The sequence below is a fragment of the Streptomyces termitum genome (assembly GCF_014650175.1).
GTDB lineage: Bacteria > Actinomycetota > Actinomycetes > Streptomycetales > Streptomycetaceae > Streptomyces > Streptomyces termitum.
The window spans coordinates 280,969-301,961 of record NZ_BMUL01000010.1 but is presented as its reverse complement, the minus strand read 5'-3'; the positions used below and the strand labels follow the sequence as shown (position 1 = coordinate 301,961).

Here is a 20,993-nt window from a genome sequence, read left to right as displayed (position 1 = left end):
TACGCTTCGCCACGCCCAGCCGACTCCCACCGCCGCCCCACCCTCAGGAGGCCCACCGTGAAGTCCTCGCCGTCCACCCCCACCCACCCCCTCGCCCTCCTCGCGATCGACGGTCTGCTCACCGACGAGGAGCGGGAGATCAGGGCCACGGTGCGCGCCGCGGCCGACCGCGAGCTGCGGCCGCATGTCGCCGGGTGGTTCGAGAAGGGGGAGGTCCCGGCCCGGGAGCTGGCCCGCACGCTCGGCGGGCTCGGTGTGCTCGGCATGCACCTGGAGGGGTACGGCTGCGCGGGCACGAACGCGGTGGCGTACGGCCTGGCCTGCATGGAGCTGGAGGCGGTGGACTCCGGGCTGCGCTCGCTGGTGTCGGTGCAGGGTTCCCTCGCGATGTACGCGATCTGGAAGCACGGCTCGGAGGAGCAGAAGCGGCACTGGCTGCCGAAGATGGCGGCGGGCGAGTACATCGGGTGCTTCGGTCTGACGGAGCCCGACGCGGGTTCGGACCCGGGGGCCATGCGGACGAACGCGAAGCGGGACGGCTCGGACTGGGTCCTCAACGGCACCAAGATGTGGATCACGAACGGTTCCGTCGCCGACGTGGCCGTCGTCTGGGCGCGCACGGAGGACGGCGTCCGGGGCTTCCTGGTCCCCGCCGGGACACCGGGTTTCAGCGCCCCCGAGATCAAGATGAAGCTGTCGCTGCGGGCCAGCGTCACCGCCGAACTGGTCCTGGAGAACGTCCGGCTGCCCGCCGACGCGATGCTGCCGGGGGCCCGGGGGCTCTCCGGCCCGCTCGGCTGTCTCAACGAGGCCCGTTTCGGCATCGTCTTCGGCGCGCTCGGCGCCGCCCGCGACTGCCTGGAGAGCGCGATCTCCTACGCGAGGGACCGGACCGTCTTCGCCCGTTCCCTGGCCTCCTACCAGCTCACCCAGCAGAAGCTGGCGGACATGTCCGTGGAGCTGGGCAAGGGCATGCTGCTCGCCCTCCACCTCGGCCGCCTCAAGGACGCCGGGGAGCTCACCCCCGAGCAGGTCAGCGTGGGCAAGCTCAACAACGTCCGCGAGGCCATCGCCATCGCGCGCGAATGCCGGACGATCCTCGGCGCCAACGGCATCACCCTGGAGTACCCGGTGCTGCGGCACGCCAACAACCTGGAGTCCGTCCTCACCTACGAGGGCACCAGCGAGGTCCACTCCCTGGTCATCGGCAAGGCGCTCACCGGCGAGCAGGCCTTTCGCTGACCGGTCCCCGCAGGGCGGGGTCTCAGCCGGCCGTCACCCGCTCCAGGAACGCGTCCAGGTGCCCCGTCATCCGGGCGATCCGGTCCTCCAGGGAGAGCGTCTCCTCGTGCCGCAGGCCCCGCAGCTTCGGCGCCCGGCGCCCCCGCAGGTACAGGGAGCAGGCCAGGTCGGCGCAGACGTACACGCCGACCGTGTTCCCCTCGCGGCCCCGGGCGCCGGCCAGCGGGGCGGCGAGCAGGGTCACGCCCGAGGAGGCGTGCCCGGTCAGGCAGATCTGGCACATGCTGGACTTCACGGCGCTGGTCCGGCCGGTCGCGGGCACCCGCAGGGCGATGCCCAGCGGACCGTCCTCGCGCGGCACGACCAGGTGGGCCCGGAGCGGGGCGCCCGGGTCGACCCAGCCCAGGAAGTCGAGGTCGTCCCAGGGGGTCTCGGCGAAGTCCAGCGGCAGCTTCAGCCGGGCGGCGTCGCCCTTCGTGCAGTTCACGAAGGACGCGCGGATCTCTTTGTCGGTCAGCGGTTCCACCCGGTGGACCGTACACCGACCCCTTTCGGAGCGGCATCCGAAATAAACCCGCCCGCCGGAGACGGCCCCTTCACGCCACCCACTCCGGCTGCGCCGGGTCCGCGAACCGGCCCGGCGCCCCCTCCAGGGCCGCCGCCAGCCGCTCCGCCGCCGGCTCGTACAGCTCCTCGGGGAGGGTGTACGGAATCCGCAGCCGGTGCTCGTGCGTGCCCGGGTCCACCCCGAACCGGGCCCCGCCCTCCACCCGCACCCCGTGCCGCAGCGCCCGTGCCGCCAGCTGTGTCGCCACCGGCCGCCCCAGGTCGATCCACAGGCACATGCCGCCCGGCGGCTCCGCCCACCGCCACTCCGGCAGGTGCCGGGCCAGCGCCGCGCCCAGCGCCTCCCGGCGCCGCCGCAGCTCCTCCACGCGCGCGGCGACGATCGGATCCAATCCCCGCATCAGGGCCACCGCCACCAGCTGGTCGAGCACCGAACCCGACAGGTCCGCCGTGACCCGGGTCCGCGCCAGCTCCGACACCACCCGCGCCGACGCCCGCGCCCAGCCCACCCGCAGCCCGCCCCAGCAGCTCTTGCTCAGCGACCCCACCGAGACGATCTGCTCCCCGGCCCCCGCGCCGACCGCCGCCGCGAACGGCTCCGGGGCCGGCACGTCGAGCGCCATGTCCGCCAGCGTCTCGTCCACCACCAGCCACGTCCCGGTCGCCCGCGCCGCGCGGGCCACCTCCCGGCCCTGCTCGCGCGGCATCAGCCGCCCCGTCGGGTTGTGGAAGTTCGGGATCAGATAGGCCAGCCGGGGCGCGGTCTGCCGCAGCGCCGCCTCCATCAGCCCGGAGTCCCAGCCGCCCTCCGTCACCGGCACCGGCGTCACCCGCAGCCCCCGCCCGCGCATCGCGTCGAGGGCGGTGGTGTACGAGGGGCTCTCCGCCAGCGCCCGGTCGCCCGGCCGCCCGAACAGCGCGAGCGCCAGCGACACCGCCTGCTGCGCCCCGGTCGTCACCAGGATCTGCTCGGGCCGGGTCGGCAGCCCGCGCGCGGTGTACCGCTCCGCCACCGCCGCCCGCAGCTCCGGCAGGCCGTACGGGTGATAACCGGGCGCCGCGAGGTACCGGGGCAGTGCGGCGGCGGCCTCCGCCAGCGCCTCCGCCAGCTCGGCCCGGGGGCCCTGCGGCGCCGCCAGCGCCAGGTCGATCACCTCGTCCGCCGTGTCGCCCGGCAGATGGCCCACGGCCTTCGGCGCCTGCCCGTCCGGCAGCGCCGTCCACGTCCCCGAACCGCGCCGGCTGAGCGCGTACCCGCTCTCCCGCAGCAGGTCGTACGCCCCCGTCACCGTCGTCCGGCTCACCTCCAGGACCTGCGCGAGCTCCCGCTCGGCGGGCAGCCGCACCCGCAGCGCCACCCGGCCGTCGAGCAGCGCCTCCCGCACCGCCCGCGCCAGCTCCCGGTAGCCGAACCGGCCCTCCGGCGGCGGGGTGAGCAGCGAGGCGAGCTGCCGACCCGACAGGGTCCGGTCCACTGCGTGGACCACACGGCCGTACGTCATGCCAATCACTCCCCATTGGCTCTGCTTCACAGGCCAATAAGGCTACAGACTCCCTGGCAGTGGCCTGATGTCGAGGGCCGGTGGACTTCTCTGGAGAAAACACGATGACGACGACCGCCCCCTTCACCGACCGGGACGAGCGGCGCTGGCAGCGGCGCGCCGAGGAGCGCGCCGCCCGCCCGCTCCCGGTCGCGGCCCGGGTCCGTGCCCTGCGCGCCGCCTTCCGTCTCCGTACCGGGGGCAAGCGGAGGACGCCCGTACCGGAAGGGGCCGGTACGGGCGTCCGGGAGGGGCCGTTCCCTCAGGCGACGGGCTGACGGCCGGGGCCGTGGGCCGGCACGCCGCCGCTCGCCCCGGCCGGTTCCGCGCTTGCGTCCGTGGCCGCGCCCGCGCTGGTCGTGGTGTCCGCCGGGGTGCCCGCCGTGGTGGTGCCCGGCCCGTCCGACGGGGAGCCGGGGGAGGCGGGCGCGGAGTCCGACGAGGGGGAGCCCGACGACGGCGAGTCCGTCGGCGGGGCGGGCGTGGAGTCCGAGGGCGTCGGGCTCGACGTCGTCGGCGTGGGGGTCGTGGACGGGCTCGGAGCCGGGGACGAGGAGGACTCCGAGGGGGTGGGGGAGGAGCCGGAGGGCGTCGGGCACGGCGTCGTGCCGCCGCTCGGGCAGGAGGCCGTCGGGGTGGGCCGGGGCGGCGGGGTCGGCTTGTCGTGCCGCCCGGTGTCGCCGGGCTTCCGCGCGAACCAGGACTCCTGATCGGGGTCGTACACCACGAAGACGTTCACCACCGTCGTCGCCGGGGCGACGACGACCACCTGCGAGGACTCGTAACCGGTCCAGGCGGCGCCCTCGGTGCGCGGGTTCTTCTGCGCCACCGGTTCGGTGAGCGGGTTGCCGCAGGCGCACCGCACCCGGGGCACGCCCCGCCCGTCGACGAGGACCGCCGTCCCCGCCTGGAGGACCGCCTGGTACGCGGTGGGGGAGCCGTCCCGGTAGCCGTGGTTGGTCACCCGGGTGTCCGCCCGCAGCTGGAGGGGGGTCAGGGAGCGGAGGTAACCCGGGACCTCGTTCGCGCCCAGCCCGAGGACGGAGCCGAAGGCCGCGTTCTTGGCGGGCTCGGCCGCCAGGTAGCGCACCTGCTTCTCGACGTCGCAGCTCGCGACCGCCCGGGTGCCGCCGTACAGGCCGGGCGTGGCCCCCGACACCTGCAGGGTACCCGTGCCCGCCGTGCCGCTGCGCGACGGCAGCGAGGCCGACGCGGAGGAGCCGTCCGTCCGGGCGGTGGAGGCGGTGAACGGGTCGGGACCGGAGGCGGAGGTGTTCTGCAGGAAGACCTCGCCGCCGCCGGAACCCGCCGTGTCGCCCTTGTCGCCGGACCGGCCGATCAGCACCACGGAGAGCGCGGCGGCCGCGACGACCAGGGCGGTGACCGAGGCGACCTTCGGCACCGACCGCCACCACGGCGAACCGCCGCCCTTCCCGCCGCCCGGCCCGGGGCCGTCCCCGCCGCCACCGCTCCCGCCGCCACCACCCCCACCGCCCGAGCCGTCGTGCGGGGGCGCGGGCGGCGGCTGCGAGCCCGAGGTGCCGGGGCGGGTGGCCGCGCCGGAGAGCGGCCCCGAGGGCGGGCCCGTGGGCGGACCGGACGGAGGGACCGACGGAGGGCCGGACGGCGGCGGTGGAGACGTCACGTTTCTCCCTTTCTCCCGTTCGGAACCATGGTGGGTGCGGTACGGACGGACCGCACCCGCAGCCTGCCCGCCGCTTGCCCGTCCTCCGCCCGCTGGTCGCCCTCCGTCCGCCGGCTGTCCGTTTACCGGCGGGGTGCCCCCGACCCGACGAAGAACCGGCGCGGGGCGTGTACCCCGGGCGCCACGGTGAAACGGATCACCGCATGGACACCCCCCACCCGGCCGAGGACGGCTCCCGACCGGCCGCGAGCGCCCGCTGCCTGGTCACCGGCGCCAGCGGCTACATCGGCGGACGCCTCGTACCGGAACTCCTCGACGCCGGGCACCGCGTCCGCTGCCTCGCCCGGCACCCCGACAAGCTCCGTGACTTCCCCTGGGTCGACCGGGTCGAGACCGTGCGCGGCGACGTCACCGACGCCGCGAGCCTCGACGGGGCCTTCGACGGCGTCGACGTCGCCTACTACCTGGTCCACTCCATGACCTCGACGGCGGACTTCGAGAAGAAGGACCGCCTGGCCGCCCGCACCTTCGCCGAACGGGCCCGCGCCGCCGGGGTGCGCCGCATCGTCTACCTGGGCGGCCTGACCCCGCGCGGCGTCCCCGAGTCCGCGCTCTCGCCGCACCTGCGCTCCCGCACCGAGGTGGGCCGCATCCTGCTCGACTCGGGGGTCCCCACCACCGTCCTGCGCGCCGCCGTCGTCATCGGCTCCGGATCGGCCTCCTTCGAGATGCTCCGGTACCTCACCGAACGGCTCCCCGTCATGGTCACCCCGAGCTGGGTCGGCAACCGGGTCCAGCCCATCGCCGTCCGCGACGTGCTGCGCCTCCTGGTGGGCAGCGCCGGCATGCCGCCGGATGTCAGCCGGACCTTCGACATCGGCGGCCCCGACGTGCTCACCTACCAGGACATGATGGTGCGGTACGCGCGGGTCGCCGGGCTCCGCAGACGTCTCATCGTGCCCGTACCGGTCCTCACGCCCCGCCTGTCCAGCCTCTGGATCGGCCTCGTCACCCCCGTGCCCGCGCCGCTGGCCCGGCCGCTGACCGAATCGCTGCGGCACGAGGTGGTCTGCACGGAGGACGACATCGCGCGGTACGTCCCCGGCACCCCCGTCCCGTTCGAGGAGGCCCTCCGGCTCGCCCTCCGCCGGGTCCGCGAGGCCAAGGTCACCACCCGCTGGTCCTCCGCCTCCCCGCCCGGCGCGCCCAGCGACCCGCTGCCCACCGACCCGGACTGGGCCGGCGGCAGCCTCTACCGGGACGAGCGCTCCCGCCCCGTCGACGCGAGCCCCGAGGCCCTGTGGCGGGTCGTCGAGGGGGTGGGAGGAGAGAACGGCTGGTACTCCTTCCCGCTGGCCTGGGCCGTCCGGGGGTGGGCGGACCGGCTCGCCGGGGGCGTGGGGCTGCGCCGCGGCCGCCGGGACGCGGCACGCCTCCGGGTCGGTGACGCGCTGGACTTCTGGCGGGTGGAGGAGATCGACCGGGGCCGCCTGCTCCGCCTCCGCGCCGAGATGCGGCTCCCGGGCCTCGCCTGGCTGGAGATGGCCGTCGAACGGGACGGCCGGGGCCGCACCGTCTACCGGCAGCGCGCCCTCTTCCACCCCCGGGGACTGGCGGGGCAGGCGTACTGGTGGAGCGTCGCCCCCTTCCACGCGGTGGTCTTCGGAGGCATGGCCAGGAACATCGCCCGGACCGCCGAGGCGGAGAACGGACGGCGGACGGGCTGATCCCCTTGGCCTCGGCCGGGGGACGGGCGGGTTCCGGAAACGGCGCCTCCCCTCGCCTCGACGCGGCAACGTACGGGTCCCGGAAGCACGCCTCCTTCCTTCGATGCGGAAACGATGCGAGTTGTCCGAAACGGTGCGCGGGCCGGAACGTGAGGGTGTGCGGGGCCGACGAGGCCCCGGCACCGTCCGGAGGAGGAACCGCCATGAACGCGCACCGGAGCACCGGGCCCTGTGAGCCGGACCCCGCGCCGCACTCCACCGCCGGTACCGACGGCGGCGACGACGCCGAACGGGCGATCGCGCTCGGGCTCGTCCGGGGCGAAGAAGCCTGCCTGGACGCCGCGTACCGCCGCTGGGGCCGCCTGGTCCACCACCTGGCGGCCCGCACGCTGGGCGACCCCCGCGAGGCGGAGGACGTGACCCAGCAGGTGTTCGCCGCCGCCTGGCGGGGCCGGGCGACCTTCCGGCCCGAGCGGGGCAGCCTGCCCGCCTGGCTCACCGGCATCACCCGCCGGAAGACCGCCGACGCGCTCACCGCCCGCACCCGCCGCACCGCTTTGACGGCCTCCCTCGGCGCCGCCCTCGCACACGGGGGCCGGGCGGACGGGGAGCCCGAAGCGATCCTCGACCGGCTCGTCGTCGCCGAGGAACTCGCCCGGCTGCCCCGCGTCCAGCGCGACGTGCTGGAACTCGCCTACTTCGCCGACCTGACCCAGACGCAGATCGCCGACCGCACCGGCATCCCCCTGGGCACGGTCAAGAGCCACGCCCGCCGGGGCCTGCGGCGCATGCGCCACCACCTCGCCCCGGCCGCCGGCTGATCCCGCCGGGCGAGCGGGCGGGCAACCGAGGAACGACCGACGGACAACGGCCGCCGAGGGGCCGGAGAGGGGTGGAGACGATGGACGGACCGAGCGTCGCCGTGGTGGGAGCGGGAGTGGCGGGCCTCACCGCCGCCCACTACCTGTCCCGGACCCGCGACGTGGTGCTGTACGAGGCAGAGGGCAGGCTCGGCGGCCACGCCCACACCCACGAGCTGCCGGCCCGGGACGGCGGGACGCTGCGCGTCGACACCGGCTTCATCGTCCACAACGAGCGCACCTACCCCCACCTCCTGCGCCTCTTCCGCGAACTCGGCGTCACCACCCAGGACTCCGAGATGAGCATGTCCGTCCGCTGCGACGGCTGCGGACTGGAGTACGCGGGCGCGCGCGGGCCGCGCGGTCTCCTCGGCGGCGGCGCCGCGTTCCGGGCCGACCACCTGCGGACGCTCGCCGCCGTGCCCCGCTTCCACCGGGCCGCCCGCCGGCTGCTGGCCGCCGACGACACCACGCGCACCTTCGGCGACTTCCTGCGCGACCAGCGCTTCTCCGCCCACTTCGTCAGCCACTTCGCGATCCCGCTCGTCTCCGCCGTCTGGTCCTGCGCCCCCGGCACCGCACTGCGCTACCCGGCCGCGTACCTCTTCCGCTTCCTCGACCACCACGGCCTCCTCTCGGTGACCGGGTCCCCGACCTGGAAGACCGTCACCGGTGGTTCGGCCGCCTACGTCGAGCGCGTCGCCAAGGGCCTGGCCGCCGTGCGGACCGCGACCCCGGTGCGCGCCGTCGTGCGCGGCGCCGACCGGGCGACCGTCGTCACCGCCGACGGCGAACGGGCCGAGCACGCCGCCGTCGTGATCGCGGTCCACCCCGACCAGGCCCTGCGCCTCCTGGCCGACCCCACCGAGCGGGAACGGCGCGTCCTCGGCGCCTTCACCTACTCCCGCAACCCCACCGTCCTGCACCGCGACGAGAGCGTCCTGCCGCGCTCCCCGCACGCGCGCGCGTCGTGGAACTACCGGCTGCCGTCCTGCACGGCCCGGCCCGGCTCCGTCCAGGTCAGCTACGACATGAACCGGCTCCAGCGGCTCCCCGCCGACGCACCGCACCTCGTCACCCTCAACCCCGACGACCGCCTCGACGCCTCGACGGTCCTGGCCCGCATGACGTACGAACACCCCGTCTACACCCCGGAGTCGGTGGCCGCCCAGCGCCTCCTGCCCACCCTGCGCGACCCCGTCACCGCCTACGCGGGCGCCTACCACGGGTGGGGCTTCCACGAGGACGGCTGCCGCTCCGGGGCGGAGGCCGCCCGTCACCTGGGGGCGGACCCGCGATGAACGCCCCGGCCCCCGCCCCTCCCGCCGTGCCCGCCCTGTACGAGACCGAGACGACCCACACCCGCGTCGCCCCCGTCCCGTACTCCCTGCGCCACCGCACCTACCTCTGGCTCGTCGACCTCGACGACCTGCCCCGCCTGCCCCGGCCGTTGCGGCCCTTCGCCCGCTTCGACCCCCGCGACCACTTCGACGGCACCGCCCCCACCCTCCGGGCCGCCCTCGGCGCCCACCTGGCCGCGCACGGGGTGGCGGACGCCGGCGGGAGGGTCCTGATGCTCGCCCACGCGCGGGTCCTCGGACACGTCTTCAACCCCCTCACCCTGTACTGGTGCCACGACCGCGCCGGCCGTCCCGTCCACGTGGTCGCCGAGGTGCACAACACGTACGGCGAACGCCACGCCTACCTCCTGCGCCCCGACGAACGGGGCCGCGCCGAGGCCGTCAAGGACTTCTACGTGTCGCCGTTCCTCGACGTCGAGGGCGTCTACCGGATGCGGCTGCCGCTGCCCGGCGACCGCCTCGACCTGACCGTCCAGCTCCGCCACGGCGACGGCTCCCGCCCGCTGACCGCCACCGTCCGGGGCGTCCACCGGCCCGCCCGCGCGCGGACCCTCCTCGCCGCCGTGCTGCGGCACCCGTGGTCGACCGCCGCCGTCTCCCTCGCCATCCGCCGCCACGGAATCCGCCTGTACCTCAAAGGACTCCGCATCCGCCCCCGCCCCGGCACCGGTTCCGCTTCCGGCTCCGGTACCGCACCGCAGGAAGGCACCCCGTGACCCTCTCGCTCCCCCCGGCCGTCCCGTCCGCCGTCCGCGCCCGCCCCGCCGACCCGGACCGCTGGCCGGACGTGGCCCGTCCGCCGCGCGCCTCCGCCGCGCGCACCGCCGTCGCCCGCCACCTCGTGGAGCGCGCCCTCGCCCGGCTGCCCCTGCGGGTCCGGACGGCGCCCGCCGACTGCCCGGGCCCCCGCCACCCCGCACCCGCCTACGCCCCTGCCTCCGTTTCTCCTTCCGCTTCCGCCTCCGTACCGACCCTCACGCTCCACGACCCGGACGCCTTCCACCGCAGGATCGGCGCCGACGGCCTCATCGGCTTCGGCGAGTCGTACATGGCGGGCGAGTGGGACGCCGACGACCTCGCGGCCGTCCTCACCGTCCTCGCCCGGCACGTCGACGACCTCGTCCCCGCCCCGCTGCGCCGCCTGCGCGGCGCCTGGGCCCACCGCAGGCCCGTCGCCGACCGCAACACCCCCGACGGCGCCCGCGAGAACGTCCACCGGCACTACGACCTCTCCAACGACCTCTTCGCCCTCTTCCTGGACCCCGGCCTCAGCTACTCGTCCGCCGTCTTCGACGCCCTCCCGCTCCCGGCCGCACCCGCGCTCCTTCCCGACGCCGACCTCACCGCCGCCCAGCACCGCAAGATCGACCTCCTCCTCGACCTGGCCGGGGCGGGACCGGGCACCGAACTCCTGGAGATCGGCACCGGCTGGGGCGAACTCGCGGTCCGCGCCGCCGCCCGGGGCGCCCGCGTCCGCACCGTCACCCTCTCCGAAGAACAGCTCGCCCTCGCACGCGCGCGCGTGGCGCGGGCCGGACGCGCCGACCGGGTCACCGTCGAACTCCTCGACTACCGGGCGGTGCGGGGCCGGTACGACGCGGTCGTGAGCGTCGAGATGATCGAGGCCGTGGGCGCCGAGTTCTGGCCCGACTACTTCGCCGCGCTCCGCCGCCTCCTCGCCCCCGGCGGCCGCGTCGCGCTCCAGGCCATCACGATGCCCCACGAGCGGATGCTCGCCACGGCCCGCACCCACACCTGGATCAGCAAGTACGTCTTCCCCGGCGGCCTGATCCCCTCCCGGGAGGCCCTCGCGCGCGAGAGCGCCGCGGCCGGACTGCGCACCACCCACGACACGGGGTACGGCGACCACTACGCGGAGACCCTGAGGCAGTGGCGGGAACGGTTCCTCGGCGCGGAGGACGCCGTCGACGCGCTCGGCTTCGACCACGTCTTCCGCCGCCTGTGGGAGTTCTACCTCGCCTACTCCGAGGCCGGGTTCCGCTCCGGATACCTCGACGTCCGCCAGCTCTGTCTCACCGCCGACGGCGGGGAGGGCCCCCGATGAGCGCCGCGCGCCCCACCGGGCCCGGGGAGGCGGCGTGAGCGCCGTCGACGGGGCCGCCCTCGGCACGCTCCTCCTCGCCTCGGCCGGTACCGCCCTCGCCGTGATGCTGGCGGCCTTCGCCGTCGGCACGGCCAAGGGCCTGCACCGGACCGTCGACGTCGCCTGGGGACTCGCCTTCGCGGCCGTCGCCACCGTCGCCTGGTGCCTGTCCGCCGGACACGGCGACGACGTCCGGCGGACCGCCGTCGCCCTCGCCACCGTCCTCTGGGGGCTCCGGCTCGCGGTCCACATCGCCCGGCGCGGCCGGGGCCACGGCGAGGACCCCCGGTACGCGCGCATGCTCGCCCGCGCCTCCGGAAACCCCGCCTTCTACGCCCTCCGGAAGGTGTACCTCCTCCAGGCCGCCCTGGTCTGGCTCGTCTCCCTCCCCGTCCAGGCGGCCGTCCTGCTGCCGGTCCCGCTGGACGCGACCGCCGTCCTGGGCCTCGCCGTGTGGGCGACCGGCCTGGCCTTCGAAGCGGTGGGGGACCGGCAGCTCGCCCGCTTCAAGGCCGACCCGGCCCACCGGGGCCGCGTCATGGACCGGGGCCTGTGGAGCTGGACCCGGCACCCCAACTACTTCGGCGACTTCCTCGTCTGGTGGGGCCTCTACCTGACGGCCTGCGCCACCTGGCCGACCGCCCTCCTCACCCTCGTCTCCCCGCTCACCATGAGCGCCCTCCTCATCTGGGGCAGCGGAAAACGGCTCCTGGAGGCCCACCTGGCCGACCGGCCCGGTTACGCCGCCTACCGCGCCCGCACCAGCGGCTTCATCCCGCTGCCGCCCCGCCGCCCGGCCACGGAACGCTGACCTCCGCCGTACGCCCTCCGGGAGTGCTCCCCGCGAACCGGGGTAGGCGCGAGCGCGACAGAGTCCACCACGTTCCCCGGGAGGAGCCATGACCGTGCCCCCGCCCCCCGCCCCGCCGACCCCGACCCCCACGCCGGGTCCGGGACCGGGCCCCGAACCGGGACCGCTCCCCGGCCCCCCGCCGGGCCCCGACCCGGTGCCGCCGATCCCCGCGCCCACGCCGCGGCCGAACCCCGGCCCGCCGCCCGCCGAACCCGTCCCGCAGCCCGGACCGCTCGGCCGCGGCCCGGCCGCCCTGACCACGGACCCCGAGGACCGGACCAGAAGGCCGGCCCCGCCCGCCTCCGCGCGGGGACCGCAGGCGGAGGCGGGCCGGGCGGACTAGCGTGGACAGGGTGAGCAGTCGGCTCCCCACCACCCCGCCCCCCGCCACCGGCACGCCCGGCGGCGACCCCGTCCGGGCGGGCCTGCGGATCGCCGGGCAGGCCCTCGCCGCCGTCGCCGCCGGATACGCCGCGATGGCCGTCACCGCCGCCCTCGGCCTGTGGGCGGCGGGCGCGGCCGACCTGCCCGGCGGCTTCGGCGCCGTCCTCGCCGCCGTCGTCGTCATGGCCTCCGGCGGACAGGTGGAGATCGCGGGCTCGGCCGGCTCCCTCGCCGGCACCCAGGGCGAACTCACCGCCATGCCCCTCACCGTCACCCTCGTGGGCGCCCTCGTCACCGGAGCCGTCTTCCTCCGCCCGCTCCGCCACCACGCCGTCGCCAGGACCGGCGCGCTCGCGGCCCGCGCCGCCGCCGTCACCGTCCTCTGGCTCGCCGTCCTCGCGGTGCTGTCCGGCGTCGCCCGCCACGACTTCCCGATCAGCCTCGGCACCCCCGACGCCCAGACCCCCCTGGGCGACCTCTTCGGCGACCTCCTGGACGCGGTCAACCCCACCGTCGGCTTCCGCGCCGTTCTCGGCCCCACCCTCGGCTACGGCCTCCTGTGGATCCTCGGCGTGCTCCTCGTCGCCCTCCTGGTCTCCCGCCGCAGCGCCCTCCCCGCGCGCCTGCTCCGCCACCAGGAAGCCGTCCGGCCCGCCGCCTCGGCGATGCTCCTGCTCCTCCTCGCGTACGTGGCCGTCGGCCTCGTCATCGGCCTGGTCGTCGCCGCCACCAAGGGACACGCCGCACAGACCTTCGCCGTCCTCCTCCTCGGCCTGCCCAACGTCAGCTGGCTCGCCCTCGGCGTCGGCATCGGCGGCTCCTGGGAGGGCCGGGCCGACGGCCCCTTCGGCCTGCCCATGCCGCAGGTCCTCGACGCCGTCCTGCGCGGCGGGAACTCCTCCGACCTGTCCACGGTCGACCTCTCCTCCCTCGCCGCCCAGGACTCCCGCGCCTGGTGGCTGCTGCCCGTCGCCGCCGTCCTCGTCCTCGCCGCCGGATACGTCGCCGCCGTCCGCTCCCCGGCCCGGGTACGGCCCTGGCAGCACGCCCTCCGCCTCGGCGCCGCCTTCGCCCTCACCATGCTCGTCGTCATGCCCCTCACCCTCGTCGAGGCCCGCGTAGGACTCTCCCTCCTCGGCATCGGCGACCTGGGCGGCCTGGGCGCCGAGGTCGTCCTCCGCCCCGAGGTGTGGCGGACCGTGGGCCTCGCTCTGCTCTGGGGGCTTGCCGCGGGGTTCCTCGGCGGGCTTCTCGCGACTCGGGCCCGGCATCATGGGGAGGTTTCGGTGGGGGAGGGCGCGGGGGAGAGGAAGACATCGGATCCAACATCCTGAATCCCGGATCCAACATCCCGGATCCTGGCTTTCGGATCCTGGCGTCTGGATCCAGGATCCAGACGCTACGAACCGTCCCCCAGCCGCCGAAACACCGGACGCGCCCACACCGGAGGTTCCGGCGGCGGGCCCGGGGCCCGGGGCACGACGCCGGTCGGCACGGCCGGACCGCCCGGTTCCTCCGCCAGGGCGGCCCGCAGCTCCGCGACGAACTCCAGGCACGTCCCGTACCGCTCCTCGGGGGTCTTGGCCAGGGCGCGGGCGAACACCGCGTCCGCCGCCTCGGGCAGCCCCGGGCGGAACTCGGCCAGCGGGGGCGGCGGATCGTACTGCTGGGCCCACAGCACGGCCCAGTCGGTCTCCCGCCGGAACGGCGGCACGCCGGACAGGGTCTCGAAGACCACGCACGCCAGGCCGTACACGTCGCAGCGCCCGTCGACCGGCTTGCCGGAGATCTGCTCCGGCGCCACGTAGTCCAGGGTGCCCACGAACTCGCCCACGGTGGTGAACCCCGTCAGGGACAGCGACTTCTTCGTCAGCCCGAAGTCGGTGAGGTACACGTGCTCGGGGTGCTCCCGGTCGGTGCCCTCTGCCACCAGGACGTTCCCCGGCTTCACGTCCCGGTGCACCAGGTCGTGCGCGTGCGCCGCGTCCAGCGCCGACGCGACCTGCGCCGCGATCCGGCCCGCCGTCACCGGCGGCAGCGGCCCCTCCCGGGCCAGCAGCGCCGCCAGGTCGCGCCCGGCGACGTACCGCATCGCGATGTACAGCACGCCCTCCGTCTCGCCCGCCTCGAAGACCGGCACGATGTGCGGGTGGTCGATCGACGCGGCCACCCGCGACTCGTGCGCGAACCGCTTCCGGAAGGTGTCGTTGCGGGCCAGTTCGGGTGCCAGCAGCTTCAGGGCCACCGTCCGGTCGAGCCGCAGGTCGCGCGCCTGGTAGACGACCGCCATCCCGCCGCGCCCGATCTCGGCCTCCACCCGGTACCCCGCGACCTCCTTGCCCACGAGGCCCGACGGCCGCCCCGCCGGGAGCCCGGCGTCCCGTTCTCCGCCCGCCGCCGTCACGCGCCGTCCTCCGCGTCGGGCGGCCGGGACACGACCCGCGTCGGCGGCGGCCCGTCCGCCACCGGCCCGTCCGGCCTGTCCGGCCTGTCCGGCCCGGCCTGATCGACCTGCGGCACGACCTGCGTCGGCTCGTACCCGACGGGCACTGGCCGGGGGCCCTCGGGAACAGCTTCAGGAACGGACTCAGGAACAGCTTCAGGAACGGACTCAGGAACAGCTTCAGGAACGGACTCAGGAGCGGACTCGGCGACGGACTCGGGAACGGCCCCGGACTCGGGAGCGGAAACAGCGGTAGCGGCGGGAACCACGGCCGGCTCCGGCGTCCTGGAGGGCCCCGAGGAGGCCGCGTACGCCGTCAGGCCGGTCCCGTCGCAGTGCACCCAGCGCTCGTGCTCCGCGTCGTACAGCCACATCGACTCGCCGTCGACGACCATCCCGACCCGCAGCCCGCGCGTGCGCCGCCGGAAGCCCTCTCCGTCGGCGCGGCCCGAGGCGAGGTCCTCCACGGCCCGCCGGTAGCGGCCCAGCGCGTCCTCGGCCCGCGCGATCAGGGGGCGCGGGTCGGCCGTCCGGGCGAGCGGGGCGCCCGCCGCCGGGGGGTCCTCGGGGACCGTGACGAGGAGCCGCGCGTCGACCCACGCCGACCAGCCGTTGGAGCACAGCACCTGCCCCCAGTCGCCGGACCGTTCCGTCAGCCGTACCGGCAGGAAGGCGTCCAGCGGCACCGTCGGGCGGCCGGGGTCCGGTGCCTGCCAGGCGGCCAGTCCGCCGCGCGGCACGACGTGCGTGGGCCGGAAACCGGCCACATACCCAGGATCGGATCCAGCATCCGACCCCAGACCGGATCCAAGATCCGACCCCAGACCGGATCCTGGATCCGATTCCGACTCGGAAAGGCTCACGGCCCACCTCCTCGCGCTTCTCGCACTCCGCGCACTTCTTCTCACGCTCTTCGGACCCCAGGGCGCTCCGCGCACCCCGTCAGCGCCGCATGACGACGGGTTCCTGCCGGCGCAGCAGCCGGGCCACGGCCAGCCCCAGCACCAGGCAGAGCACGACCAGCATGCCCATGTCGAACAGCCAGGCCGCGGCCGTGTGGGCCATCAGGGGATCGGCCGTCTTCGGGCTCGGCGCGACCTTCCCGATGTCGATCGTCGCCCCCATCGCGGCGAACGCCCACCGCGACGGCACCAGCCACGCCAGCTGTTCGAGGACGGGCGTGCCGCGCACGCTCAGCAGCGCGCCGCAGAACACCACCTGGACGATCGCGAGGAGGACCAACAGCGGCATCGTCACCTCCTCCTTGCGGACCATCGCCGACACCAGCAGGCCCAGCATCATCGCGGTGAAGGCGAGGAGAGCGACGGCGAGAGTCAGCTCGACCAGCGGCGGCAGCAGCACGCCCGTGCCGCCGGGCACGTTCAGCGGCACGCCGATCAGCGCCACCAGGGTCAGCACCACCGCCTGCACGACGGTCACCGTGCCCAGGACGACGACCTTGGAGGCCAGATAGGCGGAGCGGGAGAGGCCGACGGCTCTCTCCCGACGGTAGATCGAGCGTTCCTTGACCAGTTCGCGGACGGCGTTGGCCGCCCCGGTGAGGACGCCGCCGACGCACAGGATCAGCAGCACGTTCAGGGTGGACTCGGCGTTGAGGCTGCCCTCGGAGAGGGCGCGGGCCATCGCGCCCATCACGAACGGCAGCGCGATCATGATGATCAGGAAGGTCCGGTCGGCGGCGAGCGCGGCCGTGTACCGCCGCACCAGCGTCCGCAGCTGCGCGCCCCACGCCTGCGGCTTCGGCGGCGGAGGCGGCTCCCCGCCCCCCGCACCGGCCCCACCACCCGCACCGGCCCCACCACCCGCACCCGTCCCCGCCTCCGACGCGCCCGCGCCCGCGTACGGCCGCACCGTCGCGTCCTCGATGTACCGCCGGTGGAAGCGCGACCCCCGGTACCGCTCCGCCCAGTCCCGGTCCCGCTGGGTCTCGAACGCCTCGAACGCCTCGGGCCACTGCGCGAAGCCGAAGAAGCCCAGGGTGTCGTCCGGCGGCCCGTAATAGGCGACCCGGCCGCCGGGGGCGAGGACGAGGAGCCGGTCGCACACGTCGAGGCTGAGCACGCTGTGGGTGACCACGACGACCGTCCGGCCGTCGTCCGCGAGCCCGCGCAGCATGTGCATCACCGAGCGGTCCATGCCCGGGTCGAGGCCGGAGGTCGGCTCGTCGAGGAAGAGCAGCGACGGCTTGGTGAGGAGTTCCAGGGCGACGCTGACCCGCTTGCGCTGGCCGCCGGAGAGGCTGTGGATCGGCTGGTCGGCCCGCTCGGTCAGGCCCAGCTCGCCGATCACCTCCTCCACGCGCGCGTGCCGCTCGGCCGGCTCGGTGTCACCGGGGAAGCGCAGCTCGGCGGCGTACGACAGAGCGCGCCGCACGGTGAGCTGGAGGTGCAGGATGTCGTCCTGCGGGACGAGCCCGATGCGCTGGCGCAGCTCGGCGTAGTCGCGGTAGAGGTCCCGGCCGTCGTACAGGACGGTGCCCCGGTCGGCGGGCCGCTGCCCGGTGAGCGCGTTGAGCAGCGTCGACTTCCCGGCCCCGGACGGGCCGACGACCGCGAGGAGCGTCTTCTCGCCGACGGGGAAGGAGACCTCGTCGAGGAGGGTCTTGCGGCCGTGGTCGACGGTCACGGCGAGTTCCTGCACGTCGAGGGAGATCTCGCCGGTGTCGGTGAACTCGACGAGCTGCCCGCCGGCCAGGCAGAACGCGCTGCGGCCGATGCCGACGACGTCGTCGGGACCGACCCGGACCGGCTCGACCACGGGGCGGCCGTTCAGGAAGGTCCCGTTGTGACTGCCCAGATCGTGGATCCAATAAGTGCCGTCCGCGCGGGCGAGGAGCTCGGCGTGGTGCCGGGAGACCACGAGGTCGGCGACGACCACGTCGTTGTCGGGCGCACGCCCGATCCGCACCGTGTGCTCCGGCAGTGGCCGCACCGCCGTGGGCCGCCGAAAAGTCCCCGTGGCCCCCGGCCGCGACACCACCGACAACCGCGCCCCCACCCCACCCTCCCCCTGTACGAGCTCCGCGTCCGCCGGCCCCGCGGAGGAGCCCGGAGACTCCGCCGGGGTGAGGTCGGGCGCGGCCCGGTGGTCCCCCACCGGAACATCCGGCCCCAGCGTCCCGGAGAACTCCCGACCGGACTCCCCGGCGGACTCCCCGACGGGCTCCCCGCCGGGCGCGGAGGGCCCCGCCGGGGGCCGGGAACCCTCCTGCGAGGGCGAGGGCGCAGGCGAGGGCGAGGGCGGCGCCGGGGGCGCGGCGGCAGGCGGTGGATCGGGGCGGACGGGGCCCGGGGGCGCGGTGAGGACCGCGCGGGGGCCGTCCTGCGGATGACCGAACCGGACGACGGTGCCGGGGCCGACGGCCCGCGGCAGCCGCACCCGGACACCGTCCGCGTACGTGCCGTTGGTGCTGTCCTCGTCCGCGAGGGTCCACCGGCCGCCCGCGGCGCGGAGCACCGCGTGGTGCCAGGACGCCCGGGCGTCCGAGAGCACGATGTCACTGGTGGGGTCGCGCCCGACGCGGTAGACGCGGCCCGGATCCATCTGCGTCGCGTCTCCGTCGACGAGGAGCACCAGGCCGGGCGCGGCGGGCACGACCGGCCGCTCTCCCATGCGTGAATTTTATCCGCCCCCGGCCCGGACCGCCCGGCGCCGGACCCCGGAAACGGGCCCCCGCGCGCGGGTACGCTGGACGACGGCCGCCACGGGGAGCGGCACGGGACGGCGGGAAGGACGCGGACGTGCCCACAGGTGCCACGGGACGGCGGCCGCGCGCCTGCACCCGCGCGGCGCTCCTGGAGGCCGCGCTGGCGGCCTTCGCCGAGCACGGCTTCCACGCCACCACCATCGAGCGGATCTGCGAACGCGCCGGCTACACCCGGGGCGCGTACTACTCGAACTTCGCCGGCAAGGAAGAACTCTTCCTCGCCCTCTTCGACGAGCACAGCGAGCGGACCGTGCGGCGGCTCGCCGCCGCGATCGACGCGCTGGCCCCCGAGGAGTGCACGCTCGCCCGGCTCGCGGAGCTGGCCGCCGCCATCGAACCCGACGAACGCGACTGGTACCTGGTCACCACCGAGTTCACCCTGCACGCGATCCGCGACCCGCAGGCGGCCTGGGTGCTGGCCCGGCACGACGCGCGGCTGCGGGCCGAGATCGCCCGGGGCGTGACCCTGATGCTGCACCGCGCGGGCCGCGAACTGACCGTGGACGCCGACCGGTTCGCCCGGCTCCTCATCGCCCTGCGCGAGGGCGGCCTCGCCCAGAGCTATGTGGAGCCGGAGGCCCTGCCGCCGGGCACCCTGGAGCGGGAGTTCCTGCCCCCGCTCCTGGCGGCCTCCACCCGGCCCCGGGACGGGGCTCAGCCGAACAGGTCCGGGTCGGACGCCGTGATCTGATCCCACAGCGGCCGGGCCTGGAACCAGCCCGCCAGATGGCCGCCGATCTGCCCCCGGGTCAGCAGCGCCGTCTCCCGGTCGATCTCCTGCGGGGTGCCGGCCGCCATGGCGAGCAACTGCGCCTGGCAGGACCGCTCCATGGTGACGAACCACCACACCGCCTCGGCGACCGAGTGGCCCACCGTCAGCAGCCCGTGGTTCTTCAGGATGACCGCCTTGTACGCGCCGAGGGCCTTGGCGACCCGCTCGCCCTCCTCCGTCTCGTTGACCACCCCTCGGTAGTCGTCGTAGATCCCGTGGTCCTCGAAGAACGCGCACGCGTCCTGTGTGATCGGGGCGAGCGGGACGCCCAGACTGGAGAACGCCTTGCCGTGCAGCGAGTGCGAGTGCGCCGCCGCGACCGCGTCGGGCCGGGCCGCGTGCACCCGCGAATGGATCACGAACGCCGCCCGGTTCACCGGGCGGCGGCCCTCCAGGACCCGCCCCTCGTGGTCCACCAGGATCAGGTCCGACGCCTTGATCTGGCCGAAGGCCATGCCGAACGGATTGACCCAGAAGGCGTCCGGATCCCCCGGGTCCCGCACCGTGATGTGACCGGCGACCCCCTCGGAGAACCCGAACCGGCCGAAGATCCGGAACCCGGCGGCCAACTGCTCCTTCCGGTACCGCCGCTCCTCCTCGACGCTCTCGAACACCGGCGGCAGCGGCAGCTCCACCCCCTCGGGCAGCGGACCGACGGCGGCGGCGAGAGCGGGCGGCACGGTGCTCATGGACGACTCCTGACAGCACGGAAGAACGCGAAGGGGCGGGCCGGACACCGAACCTACCGACCCGTAACCCATACCTCAACGCATCGGACGGCCCTGTGAACCCGCCCGCTCGTGTGAACCCGTACGTCCTTGTGAACCGGTGCGGCCCTGTGAACCCGTGTGTTCACGCCTCCGGGGCGCCGAAGCGGGCCAGGAGGTGCCAGACGCGTTTGACGTCCTGCGGGTCGTGGGTGCCGGAGAGGGAGGCGTCCTGGACGATCCGGGCGTCGAGCAGGCCGTCCACGGCGATGCGGGCGCCCAGGTCGACGTACTCGGGGCCCCGGAAGTCCGGGTGGCGGCGGAGTTCGCCGACCGTCAGGCGGAAGCCGCCGTGCCACTCGACCGGGCACGGCAGGCGGCGGGCCGCCTCCTCCACGGCGGTGCCCCGGTGGCTCGGGTCCAGGACCAGGGCCTCCACGTCCCGCGCGAGCTCGACCGGGCCGTGGACCTGCGCCTCCACGTAGTCGTCCAGCAGATCCTGGTCGTCGGCCTCGGCCAGCGCCACCAGGCCCATGCGGTCGGCCACCCCGAAGTCCGAGGGCTCCAGGAAGCTGTCCGGGTAGCAGAAGGTCGCGCGGGCGGCGGCCTCCGGACGCAGCCGCAGGTGGGCGGAGCCGAAGCGGGGCGCCGCCCCGTAGGAGCGGCGGCGGAAGTCCAGGGCCCCGTAGACGGGGCGCTCGTGCGCCGGCGCCTCGTCGTACGCGCCGCCGAAGATCCGGCTCTCCCAGCGCCAGCGGTCGCCGCCGGGGCGGGCGGTGAGCCCGCCGTTCCCGGTGCCGGTGACGAACTGCGAGCGGTACGCGCCGTCGTCGGCCAGCAGGTCCAGGAAGTGCGGATGGAAGTTGAGCGTGACGCGCAGCCCCGGGTCGACCGGCGCGCCCGACGAGCGGGCCGCCACGTGGTCCAGCGCGCGCCGGGCCGAGGGAGAGAGCAGGGAAAGGCCGGAAGGGGGTGTCGTGGTCATGATGGGGGAGTGTGCCGGAAGCGGCGGCCTTGCGGCGCGGGGTTTTCGCTGGCTACGGTCATGGAGAGGGAAGAG

The 20,993-nt window shown here is 75.4% G+C and carries 18 protein-coding genes; 10 read left to right on the top strand and 8 right to left on the bottom strand.

Translation table 11 applies throughout. The annotated features are described in order from the left end of the window. Nucleotides 1–57: 57 nt before the first annotated feature. Nucleotides 58–1,242, top strand: a complete 1,185-nt coding sequence (locus IE219_RS20755) for an acyl-CoA dehydrogenase family protein (RefSeq protein ID WP_189979614.1) — start codon at nt 58–60, stop codon at nt 1,240–1,242. 22 nt (nt 1,243–1,264) lie between these two features. Here IE219_RS20755 and IE219_RS20750 read toward each other — a convergent pair whose 3' ends face one another. Continuing rightward, nucleotides 1,265–1,768 carry an FBP domain-containing protein gene (locus IE219_RS20750; protein ID WP_189979612.1) on the bottom strand — a complete coding sequence of 168 codons (504 nt, stop codon included), beginning with the start codon at nt 1,766–1,768 and terminating at the stop codon, nt 1,265–1,267. A gap of 70 nt (nt 1,769–1,838) precedes the next feature. Next, the gene (yczR, locus tag IE219_RS20745; protein ID WP_189979610.1) at nt 1,839–3,311 is read right to left on the bottom strand and encodes a MocR-like transcription factor YczR; all 1,473 of its coding nucleotides are present in this window, start codon (nt 3,309–3,311) and stop codon (nt 1,839–1,841) included. 104 nt (nt 3,312–3,415) lie between these two features. On the opposite strand from yczR, the gene IE219_RS20740 reads away from it, so the two are divergent. Beyond that, a complete protein-coding gene (locus tag IE219_RS20740; protein WP_189979608.1) occupies nt 3,416–3,628 on the top strand; it encodes a hypothetical protein in 213 nt (70 codons plus the stop codon). Here the strand turns inward: IE219_RS20740 and IE219_RS20735 are convergent. Then, nucleotides 3,613–4,995, bottom strand: coding sequence for a DUF6777 domain-containing protein (locus IE219_RS20735; protein WP_189979606.1), 1,383 nt, complete (start codon nt 4,993–4,995; stop codon nt 3,613–3,615). The two genes, IE219_RS20740 and IE219_RS20735, sit on opposite strands and share 16 nt — an antisense overlap. A gap of 203 nt (nt 4,996–5,198) precedes the next feature. Here IE219_RS20735 and IE219_RS20730 point away from each other — a divergent pair, with 203 nt between their 5' ends. From IE219_RS20730 to IE219_RS20700, 7 genes are all read left to right on the top strand, one after another. Beyond that, the gene (locus IE219_RS20730) at nt 5,199–6,722 is read left to right on the top strand and encodes an SDR family oxidoreductase (protein ID WP_189979604.1); all 1,524 of its coding nucleotides are present in this window, start codon (nt 5,199–5,201) and stop codon (nt 6,720–6,722) included. 203 nt (nt 6,723–6,925) lie between these two features. Then, on the top strand, nt 6,926–7,543 hold the full coding sequence (locus tag IE219_RS20725; protein WP_189979602.1) for a sigma-70 family RNA polymerase sigma factor: 618 nt from the start codon (nt 6,926–6,928) through the stop codon (nt 7,541–7,543). An 80-nt stretch (nt 7,544–7,623) separates the two neighbouring features. Continuing rightward, nucleotides 7,624–8,883, top strand: coding sequence for an NAD(P)/FAD-dependent oxidoreductase (locus IE219_RS20720; RefSeq protein ID WP_189979600.1), 1,260 nt, complete (start codon nt 7,624–7,626; stop codon nt 8,881–8,883). Further along, nucleotides 8,880–9,659 (top strand): DUF1365 domain-containing protein, encoded by a 780-nt coding sequence (locus IE219_RS20715; RefSeq protein ID WP_189979598.1) that lies wholly within the window; start codon nt 8,880–8,882, stop codon nt 9,657–9,659. The genes IE219_RS20720 and IE219_RS20715 overlap by 4 nt, the downstream gene beginning before the upstream one ends. Further along, the gene (locus IE219_RS20710; protein ID WP_189979596.1) at nt 9,656–11,008 is read left to right on the top strand and encodes an SAM-dependent methyltransferase; all 1,353 of its coding nucleotides are present in this window, start codon (nt 9,656–9,658) and stop codon (nt 11,006–11,008) included. The genes IE219_RS20715 and IE219_RS20710 overlap by 4 nt, the downstream gene beginning before the upstream one ends. Nucleotides 11,009–11,042: 34 nt before the next feature. Further along, nucleotides 11,043–11,858, top strand: a complete 816-nt coding sequence (locus IE219_RS20705) for a DUF1295 domain-containing protein (RefSeq protein ID WP_373298862.1) — start codon at nt 11,043–11,045, stop codon at nt 11,856–11,858. 386 nt (nt 11,859–12,244) lie between these two features. Further along, nucleotides 12,245–13,618: a streptophobe family protein gene (locus tag IE219_RS20700; RefSeq protein ID WP_189979593.1), complete on the top strand. Its 1,374-nt coding sequence runs from the start codon at nt 12,245–12,247 to the stop codon at nt 13,616–13,618. Nucleotides 13,619–13,683: 65 nt separating this feature from the next. Here the strand turns inward: IE219_RS20700 and IE219_RS20695 are convergent, their stop codons facing one another. The 3 genes from IE219_RS20695 to IE219_RS20685 form a co-directional block, all read right to left on the bottom strand. After that, nucleotides 13,684–14,688, bottom strand: a complete 1,005-nt coding sequence (locus tag IE219_RS20695) for a serine/threonine-protein kinase (RefSeq protein WP_189979591.1) — start codon at nt 14,686–14,688, stop codon at nt 13,684–13,686. Beyond that, a complete protein-coding gene (locus IE219_RS20690; RefSeq protein WP_189979589.1) occupies nt 14,685–15,494 on the bottom strand; it encodes an SH3 domain-containing protein in 810 nt (269 codons plus the stop codon). The genes IE219_RS20695 and IE219_RS20690 overlap by 4 nt, the downstream gene beginning before the upstream one ends. A gap of 175 nt (nt 15,495–15,669) precedes the next feature. Continuing rightward, entirely contained in the window at nt 15,670–18,360 is a 2,691-nt protein-coding gene (locus tag IE219_RS20685) for an FHA domain-containing protein (protein ID WP_189979587.1), read from the bottom strand. Nucleotides 18,361–18,488: 128 nt separating this feature from the next. Between IE219_RS20685 and IE219_RS20680 the strand changes: the two genes are divergently transcribed. After that, the gene (locus IE219_RS20680) at nt 18,489–19,145 is read left to right on the top strand and encodes a TetR/AcrR family transcriptional regulator (RefSeq protein ID WP_189979584.1); all 657 of its coding nucleotides are present in this window, start codon (nt 18,489–18,491) and stop codon (nt 19,143–19,145) included. Here the strand turns inward: IE219_RS20680 and IE219_RS20675 are convergent. Continuing rightward, nucleotides 19,109–19,915: a class II aldolase/adducin family protein gene (locus tag IE219_RS20675; protein ID WP_189979582.1), complete on the bottom strand. Its 807-nt coding sequence runs from the start codon at nt 19,913–19,915 to the stop codon at nt 19,109–19,111. The genes IE219_RS20680 and IE219_RS20675 overlap by 37 nt on opposite strands. Before the next feature lie 163 nt (nt 19,916–20,078). Further along, on the bottom strand, nt 20,079–20,918 hold the full coding sequence (locus IE219_RS20670) for a DUF3626 domain-containing protein (RefSeq protein WP_189979580.1): 840 nt from the start codon (nt 20,916–20,918) through the stop codon (nt 20,079–20,081). Nucleotides 20,919–20,993 lie beyond the last annotated feature (75 nt).

Coding starts and splice junctions, on each gene's coding strand:
- yczR (WP_189979610.1), bottom strand. CDS start 3,311: ATGACGTACGGCCGTGTGGTCCACGCAGTGGACCGGACCCTGTCGGGT.
- IE219_RS20740 (WP_189979608.1), top strand. CDS start 3,416: ATGACGACGACCGCCCCCTTCACCGACCGGGACGAGCGGCGCTGGCAG.
- IE219_RS20730 (WP_189979604.1), top strand. CDS start 5,199: ATGGACACCCCCCACCCGGCCGAGGACGGCTCCCGACCGGCCGCGAGC.
- IE219_RS20725 (WP_189979602.1), top strand. CDS start 6,926: ATGAACGCGCACCGGAGCACCGGGCCCTGTGAGCCGGACCCCGCGCCG.
- IE219_RS20720 (WP_189979600.1), top strand. CDS start 7,624: ATGGACGGACCGAGCGTCGCCGTGGTGGGAGCGGGAGTGGCGGGCCTC.
- IE219_RS20715 (WP_189979598.1), top strand. CDS start 8,880: ATGAACGCCCCGGCCCCCGCCCCTCCCGCCGTGCCCGCCCTGTACGAG.
- IE219_RS20685 (WP_189979587.1), bottom strand. CDS start 18,360: ATGGGAGAGCGGCCGGTCGTGCCCGCCGCGCCCGGCCTGGTGCTCCTC.
- IE219_RS20675 (WP_189979582.1), bottom strand. CDS start 19,915: ATGAGCACCGTGCCGCCCGCTCTCGCCGCCGCCGTCGGTCCGCTGCCC.
- IE219_RS20670 (WP_189979580.1), bottom strand. CDS start 20,918: ATGACCACGACACCCCCTTCCGGCCTTTCCCTGCTCTCTCCCTCGGCC.